At 69.7% G+C, this 8,793-nt stretch carries 7 protein-coding genes; all 7 read left to right on the forward strand.

From position 1 onward, the window contains the following. Nucleotides 1–85: 85 nt before the first annotated feature. The 7 genes from pyrR to pyrF are packed head-to-tail and all read left to right on the forward strand — an operon-like array spanning nucleotide 86 to nucleotide 8,772. Nucleotides 86–616 carry a bifunctional pyr operon transcriptional regulator/uracil phosphoribosyltransferase PyrR gene (pyrR, locus tag RWP81_RS11470; RefSeq protein WP_314456214.1) on the forward strand — a complete coding sequence of 177 codons (531 nt, stop codon included), beginning with the start codon at nucleotides 86–88 and terminating at the stop codon, nucleotides 614–616. Further along, a complete protein-coding gene (locus RWP81_RS11475) occupies nucleotides 613–1,581 on the forward strand; it encodes an aspartate carbamoyltransferase catalytic subunit (protein WP_314456216.1) in 969 nt (322 codons plus the stop codon). The genes pyrR and RWP81_RS11475 overlap by 4 nt, the downstream gene beginning before the upstream one ends. Continuing rightward, a complete protein-coding gene (locus RWP81_RS11480; RefSeq protein WP_314456218.1) occupies nucleotides 1,578–2,900 on the forward strand; it encodes a dihydroorotase in 1,323 nt (440 codons plus the stop codon). The genes RWP81_RS11475 and RWP81_RS11480 overlap by 4 nt, the downstream gene beginning before the upstream one ends. Beyond that, nucleotides 2,897–3,400 (forward strand): hypothetical protein, encoded by a 504-nt coding sequence (locus tag RWP81_RS11485; protein ID WP_243223180.1) that lies wholly within the window; start codon nucleotides 2,897–2,899, stop codon nucleotides 3,398–3,400. The genes RWP81_RS11480 and RWP81_RS11485 overlap by 4 nt, the downstream gene beginning before the upstream one ends. Beyond that, nucleotides 3,397–4,635 (forward strand): glutamine-hydrolyzing carbamoyl-phosphate synthase small subunit, encoded by a 1,239-nt coding sequence (gene carA / locus RWP81_RS11490; RefSeq protein WP_314456220.1) that lies wholly within the window; start codon nucleotides 3,397–3,399, stop codon nucleotides 4,633–4,635. Before RWP81_RS11485 ends, carA begins: the two co-directional genes overlap by 4 nt. Then, a complete protein-coding gene (gene carB, locus RWP81_RS11495) occupies nucleotides 4,628–7,915 on the forward strand; it encodes a carbamoyl-phosphate synthase large subunit (RefSeq protein ID WP_314456222.1) in 3,288 nt (1,095 codons plus the stop codon). Before carA ends, carB begins: the two co-directional genes overlap by 8 nt. Then, nucleotides 7,912–8,772: an orotidine-5'-phosphate decarboxylase gene (gene pyrF, locus RWP81_RS11500; protein ID WP_314456224.1), complete on the forward strand. Its 861-nt coding sequence runs from the start codon at nucleotides 7,912–7,914 to the stop codon at nucleotides 8,770–8,772. The genes carB and pyrF overlap by 4 nt, the downstream gene beginning before the upstream one ends. Nucleotides 8,773–8,793 lie beyond the last annotated feature (21 nt).

The following is an 8,793-nucleotide window of genomic DNA, read 5'->3' on the forward strand; positions in this document are numbered from 1 at the left end:
CCGTCACGGCATCCACCCGCTAGACTCGACCACGAACCACAGCAACCTTTAACCCCGTCCCGTGAGGCGGAGAAGGGAGCGGCGGATGAACACGCGCACCGTCATGCACGATGCCGACATCGCCCGCGCTTTGACGCGAATCTCGCACGAGATCCTGGAGTCGAACAAGGGTCCGGAAGGACTCATCCTCCTCGGCATCCCGACCCGCGGCGTCACGCTCGCGAACCGGATCGGCCCGCTGGTCGGCGAGTTCGGCGGCACGTCCGTCCCGGTCGGCGCGCTCGACGTGACCATGTACCGCGACGATCTGCACCGCAACCCGACCCGTGCACCTCGGCGCACCGAGATCCCCGCCGGCGGCATCGACGGCAGGACCGTCGTGCTGGTCGACGACGTGCTGTTCTCGGGCCGGAGCATCCGCGCCGCCCTCGACGCCCTGCAGGACATCGGGCGTCCCGCGGCGGTGCGCCTCGCGACCCTGATCGACCGCGGCCACCGTGAGCTGCCGATCCGCCCCGACTTCGTGGGCAAGAACCTCCCCAGCGCCCGCGACGAGCGTGTCAACGTGCGCCTCGCCGAGGTCGACGGCGTCGAAGAGGTGACGATCGAGTCATGAGGCACCTCCTCGACACCCAGCACCTCTCGCGCGCCGATGCGCTCGAGATCCTCGACGTCGCCGAAGACATGGCCGACACGCAGCGCCGTGAGATCAAGAAGCTGCCGACGCTGCGCGGCAAGACGGTCGTCAACCTCTTCTTCGAAGACAGCACGCGCACGCGCATCTCGTTCGAGGCCGCCGCCAAGCGCCTGAGCGCCGACGTCATCAACTTCTCGGCCAAGGGCTCCAGCGTCAGCAAGGGCGAATCGCTGCAGGACACCGCGCAAACCCTCCAGGCGATGGGGGCGGATGCCGTGGTCATCCGCCACGGCGCATCCGGTGCCCCGCGAACCCTCGCCACCAGCGGCTGGATCAGCGCGGGCGTGGTCAACGCGGGCGACGGCACGCACGAGCACCCCACGCAGGCGCTGCTCGACGCGTTCACCATCCGAAAGCGCCTGTTCGGCGACGACAGCCGCGGACGCGACCTCGGGGGCATCCGGGTCACGATCGTCGGTGACGTGCTGCACTCCCGCGTCGCGCGGTCGAACGTGTGGCTCTTGCACACCCTCGGCGCCCGCGTGACGCTCGTGGCGCCGCCGACCCTGGTTCCGCAGGACGTCAGCGGCTGGCCCGTCGAGATCGATTACGACCTCGACCACGCGATCGCCGCGGGCCCCGACGCGCTGATGATGCTCCGCATCCAGCTCGAACGCATGTCTGCCGCGTATTTCCCGACTGAACGGGAGTATTCGCGTCGCTACGGCCTCGATGCGCGACGGCTGGAGACCCTCGCGACCGATAGCATCGTGTTGCACCCCGGTCCCATGAACCGGGGTCTGGAGATCTCCGCCGAAGCCGCCGATTCGCCTCGCTCGACGGTGCTCGAGCAGGTCACGAACGGCGTCTCCGTGCGGATGGCCGTGCTGTACCTGCTGTTGGCGGGCGAGCGGCCCGACACCGAGAGAGAGGGCCTCCGATGAGCCACGCCACCCCCCAGACCCTCCTGGTGCGCGGTGCGCGCGTCGAGGGTCAGGATGCCACCGACTTCCTCGTCCGCGACGGCGTCATCGCCGAGACGGGCACCGGGCTGTCGCACGCCGGCGCCACGGTCGTCGACGCCGACGGACTGATCGCCCTTCCCGGCCTCGTCGATCTGCACGTGCACCTGCGCGAGCCCGGGTTCGAGGCATCCGAGACCGTCCTCACCGGCTCCCGCGCCGCCGCCGCGGGCGGGTTCACCACCGTCTTCGCGATGCCCAACACCTCGCCCACCGCCGACACGGCCGGCGTCGTCGAGCAGGAGCTGGCCCTCGGCGAGGCAGCCGGCTACGTGCACGTGCAGCCCATCGGTGCGGTCACGGTGGGGCAGAAGGGCGAACGTCTCGCCGAGCTCGGCGCGATGGCCGACTCCCGCGCGCGCGTGCGCGTGTTCAGCGACGACGGCTTCTGCGTGTTCGACCCGCTGATCATGCGCCGGGCGCTCGAGTACGTGAAGGCCTTCGACGGTGTCGTCGCCCAGCACGCGCAGGATCCGCGGCTCACCGAAGGCGCGCAGATGAACGAGGGTGCGGTCTCGGCCGAGCTCGGACTCACCGGCTGGCCGGCGGTCGCCGAGGAGTCGATCATCGCCCGCGACGTGCTGCTGGCCGAGCACGTGGGCTCGCGCCTGCACGTCTGCCACCTGAGTACTGCCGGCTCGGTCGACATCATCCGCTGGGCCAAGAAGCGCGGCGTGAACGTGACCGCCGAAGTGACCCCGCACCACCTGCTGCTGACCGACGAGCTCGTGCGCGACTACGACGCCCGGTACAAGGTCAACCCGCCGCTGCGCCGCGAAGAAGACGTGATGGCCGTGCGCGAAGGCCTCGCCGACGGAACGATCGACATCGTCGCCACCGACCACGCCCCGCACCCCGCCGAGGCGAAGGCCTGCGAGTGGGCCGCGGCGGCCAACGGCATGGTGGGCCTCGAGAGCGCTCTGCGGGTCGTGCAGCAGGCGATGGTCGACACGGGCCTCCTCGACTGGGGAGACGTCGCCCGTGTGCTGTCGAAGGCCCCCGCACGCATCGGTCGCCTCGACGGCCACGGCACCCCCGTGGCCACGGGTCACCCGGCCAGCTTCACGCTGTACGACCCGCGCCCCTCGCGCACCTTCGCGATCACCGACCTCCGCGGACGCAGCAAGAACTCTCCGTACCTCGGCCGGGAGCTGCCCGGAGAGGTGCGCTGGACCGTGCGCGCCGGCATCCCCACCGTCGCCGACGGAGCCCTGCTCGACGCACCGGGGGCCCTCGCATGACGCGTGAGGGCGCCCTGCTCGTGATGGCCGCGGTAGCCGTGATCGCTCTGGCACTCCTCGCGTGGGCGTGGGTGCGACGAACGCGGCGCGATGCGCGCTACACCGCCCCGGTGGGGGAGCTGCCCGACGACGCCGTCGAGACCGCGGTGTTCCCCGGTCTCTACGTCGCCACGACCCGACATGACGAGCCGCTCGAGCGACTCGCGATCAAGGGCCTCGGCTTCCGCTCCCGCGTCGACGTCACCGTCACCACGGCCGGCGTCGCCCTCGACCTTCCGGGCCAGCCCCGCATCGCGCTCACCCGCGACCGGCTGGTGGATGCCGCTCAAGCCACCGTCGCCATCGACCGCGTGGTCGAGGCGGGCGGCCTGACGCGCGTCAGCTGGCGCATCGACGACGACACCGTCGTCGACACCTACCTCCGACCTCAGGATGCCTCGGCCAAAGCGCTGGCCGACGCCATCCGTCCCCTCATCACCACGACAGGAAGCGACGCATGACCGCCCTGATCCCTTCCTCGCGGATCTCGCGAGACCCCGCCGTCCTCGTCCTCGAAGACGGCACCCGCTATGCCGGCCGCGCGTACGGTGCGCGCGGCGAGACCCTCGGCGAGGTCGTCTTCGCCACCGGCATGACCGGCTACCAGGAGACGATCACCGACCCCTCGTACGCCGGCCAGATCGTCTTGCAGACGGCCCCTCACATCGGCAACACCGGTGTGAACGACGAAGACCCCGAATCCCGCCGCATCTGGGTCGCCGGTTACGTCGTGCGCGACCCTTCGCGCATGGTGTCGAACTGGCGCGCGAACCGCTCGCTCGACGACGCTCTCGTCGACGACGGCATCGTCGGCATCTCCGGCATCGACACCCGCGCGGTCACCCGCCGCATCCGCTCCTCGGGCAGCATGCGCGGCGGCGTCTTCTCGGGCGAAGCCGCGAGCCTCGATGCCGACGAGCAGCTGCGCCGCGTCCGCGAGGCCCCGGGAATGGCCGGCCGCAACCTGAGCGCCGAGGTCTCGGTCACCGAGGTCGAGGTCACCCCCGCCACCGCGGAGCGCATCGGCAACCTCGCCGTGCTCGATCTGGGCGTCAAGACCTCGACGATCGACAACCTGGCCGCGCGCGGATTCGACGTGCACGTCTTCCCGCAGTCCGCGACGATCGACGAGATCCGCGCCATCGAGCCGGTCGCGGCGTTCTACTCCAACGGCCCCGGTGACCCCGCGGCATCCGATCAGCATGTCGAACTTCTGCGCGCCGTTCTCGGTGACGGCCTGCCGTTCTTCGGCATCTGCTTCGGCAACCAGCTCCTGGGCCGCGCTCTCGGCTTCGGCACGTACAAGCTGCCGTTCGGCCACCGCGGCATCAACCAGCCCGTGCTCGACAAGACCACCGGCCGCGTCGAGATCACCTCGCAGAACCACGGCTTCGCCGTCGACGCACCGCTGGATGAGATCGTCGACAGCCCCGCCGGTTTCGGCCGCGTCGAGGTGAGCCACATCGGCCTCAACGACAACGTCGTCGAGGGTCTTCGCGCCCTCGACATCCCCGCGTTCAGCGTGCAGTACCACCCCGAGGCGGCCTCGGGACCGCACGACGCCAACTACCTGTTCGACCGCTTCCGCGAGATGGTTCTCGCGACGATGTCCCTTCGACAGGCTCAGGGACCGGCCTCCGCGGCTCAGGTCCCGAACGACGCTCAGGATTCGACCAAGGAAGACAACAATGCCTAAGCGCGACGACATCAACTCCGTCCTCGTCATCGGCTCCGGGCCGATCGTCATCGGTCAGGCCTGCGAGTTCGACTACTCCGGCACCCAGGCGTGCCGCGTGCTGCGCGAAGAGGGGGTGCGCGTCATCCTCGTCAACTCCAACCCGGCGACGATCATGACCGACCCCGACTTCGCCGACGCGACCTACATCGAGCCGATCACCTGGCAGGTCATCGAGACGATCATCGCCAAAGAGAAGCCGGATGCCATCCTCCCCACCCTCGGCGGCCAGACGGCACTGAACGCGGCGATCCAGCTTCACAAGCACGGCATCCTCGAGAAGTACGACGTCGAGCTCATCGGCGCCGACTTCGAGGCGATCAACAAGGGCGAGGACCGCCAGATCTTCAAGGAGCTCGTGCTGGAGGCGGGCGCCGATGTCGCGGCATCCGTCATCTGCCACTCGATGGACGAGTTGATCGCCGGCGCCGAGAAGCTGGGATACCCGCTCGTGGTGCGCCCGAGCTTCACCATGGGCGGCCTCGGCTCGGGCTTCGCCTACGACGAGAACGACCTCCGTCGCATCGGCGGCGCGGGCCTGCACGACTCGCCCACCAACGAGGTGCTGCTCGAGGAGTCGATCCTCGGGTGGAAAGAATACGAGCTCGAGCTCATGCGCGACACCGCCGACAACACGGTCGTCGTCTGCTCGATCGAGAACGTCGACCCGGTCGGCGTGCACACGGGCGACTCGATCACGGTCGCGCCCGCACTGACCCTGACCGACCGCGAGTACCAGAAGCTCCGCGACATCGGCATCGACATCATCCGCGCGGTCGGCGTCGATACCGGGGGCTGCAACATCCAGTTCGCCGTCGACCCCTCCAACGGGCGCATCATCGTCATCGAGATGAACCCGCGCGTCTCGCGCTCCTCGGCGCTGGCATCGAAGGCCACGGGCTTCCCGATCGCCAAGATCGCCGCGAAGCTCGCGATCGGCTACCGGCTCGATGAGATCCCCAACGACATCACCAAGGTCACCCCGGCGAGCTTCGAGCCGACGCTCGACTACGTCGTGGTCAAGGTGCCGCGGTTCAACTTCGAGAAGTTCCCCGCCGCCGACACCACCCTCACGACCACCATGAAGTCGGTCGGCGAGGCCATGGCGATCGGCCGCAACTACACCACCGCCCTGCAGAAGGCGTTGCGCTCGCTCGAGAAGCGGGGCTCGAGCTTCCACTGGGGCGAGGAGACCCGCTCGGCCGAGGAGCTGCTCAAGATCGTCAAGACCCCGACCGACGGTCGCATCGTCGTTCTGCAGCAGGCGCTGCGCCTCGGCGCCACCGCCGAGCAGGCGTTCGAGGCCACCGCGATCGACCCGTGGTTCATCGACCAGATCGTGCTCATCAACGAGGTCGCCGGCTTCATCGCACAGGCCGAGACCCTTGACGCCGACACCCTCCGTCTCGCGAAGGACCACGGCTTCAGCGACGTGCAGATCGCCCAGATCCGCGGTCTCGACGAAGCCGAGGTACGGGAAACCCGCTACGCGCTCGACGTGCGGCCGGTCTACAAGACCGTCGACACCTGTGCGGGGGAGTTCCCGGCCCTCACGCCCTACCACTACTCCAGCTACGACGCCGAGACGGAGGTCACCCCCTCCGACCGCACGAAGGTCGTCATCATCGGCTCGGGCCCCAACCGCATCGGCCAGGGCGTCGAGTTCGACTACTCGTGCGTGCACGCCTCCTTCGCGCTGTCGGATGCCGGGTACGAGACCGTCATGGTCAACTGCAACCCCGAGACTGTGTCCACCGACTACGACACCTCCGACCGCCTGTACTTCGAGCCGCTGACGTTGGAAGACGTGCTCGAGGTGCTGCACGCCGAGGCGCAGTCGGGCACCATCCTCGGCGTCGTCTGCCAGCTCGGCGGTCAGACGCCCCTCGGCCTGGCCAAGGGCATCGAGGCCGCCGGCTACACGATCCTCGGCACCAGCCCCGAGGCGATCGATCTCGCCGAGGAGCGCGAGCTGTTCTCGCGTCTGCTCGACGAGGCGGGTCTCGTGGCCCCCCGCAGCGGCACCGCGATCGGCGTCGACGGCGCCGTGGCGATCGCCGAGGAGATCGGCTACCCCGTGCTCGTGCGCCCGAGCTTCGTGCTCGGCGGCCGTGGCATGGAGATCGTTTATTCGACCGACGCCCTGCGTGACTACTTCGTGCGCGTCGCCGACCAGGCGATCATCGGACCCGGCCTCCCGCTGCTGGTCGACCGCTTCCTCGACGACGCGATCGAGCTCGACGTCGACGCCCTGTACGACGGCACCGACCTGTACATCGGCGGCGTCATGGAGCACCTCGAAGAAGCCGGCATCCACTCCGGTGACTCGTCCTGCACCCTGCCGCCCGTCTCGCTCGGCCGCACCGAGGTCGATCGCGTGCGCGAGGCGACCCTGGCCATCGCGAAGGGCGTCGGTGTGCGCGGCCTGCTCAACGTGCAGTTCGCGATCTCGGCCGGCGTGCTTTACGTCATCGAGGCGAACCCGCGCGCCAGCCGCACGGTGCCGTTCGTGTCGAAGGCCCTCGGCATCCCGCTCGCCAAGGCCGCCAGCCGCATCATGGCCGGCAACACCGTCGCCGAGCTCATCGCCGAGGGGCTGCTGCCCGAGAAGGACGGCTCGCGCGTGCCGCTCGATGCCCCCGTCGCCGTCAAAGAGGCGGTGCTGCCGTTCAAGCGCTTCCGCACCGCCGACGGTCACACCGTCGACAGTGTGCTCGGACCCGAGATGCGCTCGACCGGTGAGGTCATGGGCATCGACCGCGACTTCCCGACCGCGTTCGCGAAGTCGCAAGAGGCCGCGTACGGCGGGATGCCGACCTCCGGCACCGTGTTCATCTCGGTCGCCGATGCCGACAAGCGCGCCGTGATCCTGCCCGCCCACCGCCTGCAGGAGCTCGGCTTCTCGCTCCTGGCCACCGAGGGCACGGCCGAGATCCTCGCCCGTAACGGCATCAAGGTGCAGGTCGTCGAGAAGTACTCCGCGACCCAGGGCTCCGGCCAGCAGAACGTCGTCGACCTCATCAACGCGGGGGAGATCGACATGATCGTCAACACCCCCAGCGGCGGATCGGCGCGCGCCGACGGCTACGAGATCCGCGCGGCGGCCGTCGCCGCCGACAAGGCCCTGTTCACCACGATGGGCGGTCTCGGTGCCGCGGTGAGCGCTCTGGGTGCGATGAAGGACGGCTTCGAGGTTCGCAGCCTTCAGGAGTACGCGGTGGATCGCGCGGGCCGTCTGTGAGCGAGCCGTTCGGACAGCGGCTCAGCGCCGCCCTCGACGCACACGGTCCGCTGTGCGTCGGCATCGACCCCCACGCCGCACTCCTGTCGGCGTGGGGGCTGGACGCCACGGCTGAGGGCGTGCGCGCGTTCGGCCTGCGCGTGGTCGAGGCGGCGTCCGGTCGCGTGGGTGTCGTGAAGCCGCAGGTGGCGTTCTACGAGCGATACGGCTCGAGGGGTTTCGCTGCGCTCGAGGACGTCATGGCCGCCGCGCGCGCCGCGGGGCTGCTCGTCATCGCCGACGCCAAGCGCGGTGACATCGGCACGACCATGGAGGGCTACGCCCACGCCTGGCTCGAGCCCGGCGCGCCCCTCGAGGCGGATGCCGTCACCCTGACCCCGTACCTCGGCGCGGATTCGCTGCGCGACACGCTCTCGCTGGCCCTGCGTCACCGCAAGGGTGCGTTCGTACTCGCCGCGACGAGCAACCCCGAGGCGCGGGCGCTGCAGAGCGCGATCGTCGACGATGCCCTCGCCATCGGCGATCACGAGCACGTCGCGGCGCGCGTAGCCCACGACGTGAACGAGGCGAACATCGGCGCACCTGGTGCGTTCGGCTCGATCGGCGTCGTGGTCGGCGCCACCGTCGACCGAGCCGCGTTCGGTCTCGGCGATGTGGCCCTCGCCGGGATGCCGATCCTCGCGCCCGGCTTCGGCGCGCAGGGCGCCGAGCCCGCCGACATCGGACGCCTCTTCGGGTACATCGCCAAAGCCGTCGTGGCCAACGAGAGTCGGAGCATCCTCGCGGTCGGACCCGACCGTCTCGCCGCCCGCATCGACGAGCGTGCCGCGCTCTACCGGGAGACCCTGCATGGTTGACACCCGTCGCCCACCCGAGGT

It is taken from the genome of uncultured Microbacterium sp., from assembly GCF_963521695.1.
GTDB lineage: Bacteria > Actinomycetota > Actinomycetes > Actinomycetales > Microbacteriaceae > Microbacterium.

What these genes read in the sequence shown, in the direction of transcription:
- pyrR (WP_314456214.1), top strand. Translation starts at nt 86, where the DNA reads ATGAACACGCGCACCGTCATGCACGATGCCGACATCGCCCGCGCTTTG.
- RWP81_RS11475 (WP_314456216.1), top strand. Translation starts at nt 613, where the DNA reads ATGAGGCACCTCCTCGACACCCAGCACCTCTCGCGCGCCGATGCGCTC.
- RWP81_RS11480 (WP_314456218.1), top strand. Translation starts at nt 1,578, where the DNA reads ATGAGCCACGCCACCCCCCAGACCCTCCTGGTGCGCGGTGCGCGCGTC.
- RWP81_RS11485 (WP_243223180.1), top strand. Translation starts at nt 2,897, where the DNA reads ATGACGCGTGAGGGCGCCCTGCTCGTGATGGCCGCGGTAGCCGTGATC.
- carA (WP_314456220.1), top strand. Translation starts at nt 3,397, where the DNA reads ATGACCGCCCTGATCCCTTCCTCGCGGATCTCGCGAGACCCCGCCGTC.
- carB (WP_314456222.1), top strand. Translation starts at nt 4,628, where the DNA reads ATGCCTAAGCGCGACGACATCAACTCCGTCCTCGTCATCGGCTCCGGG.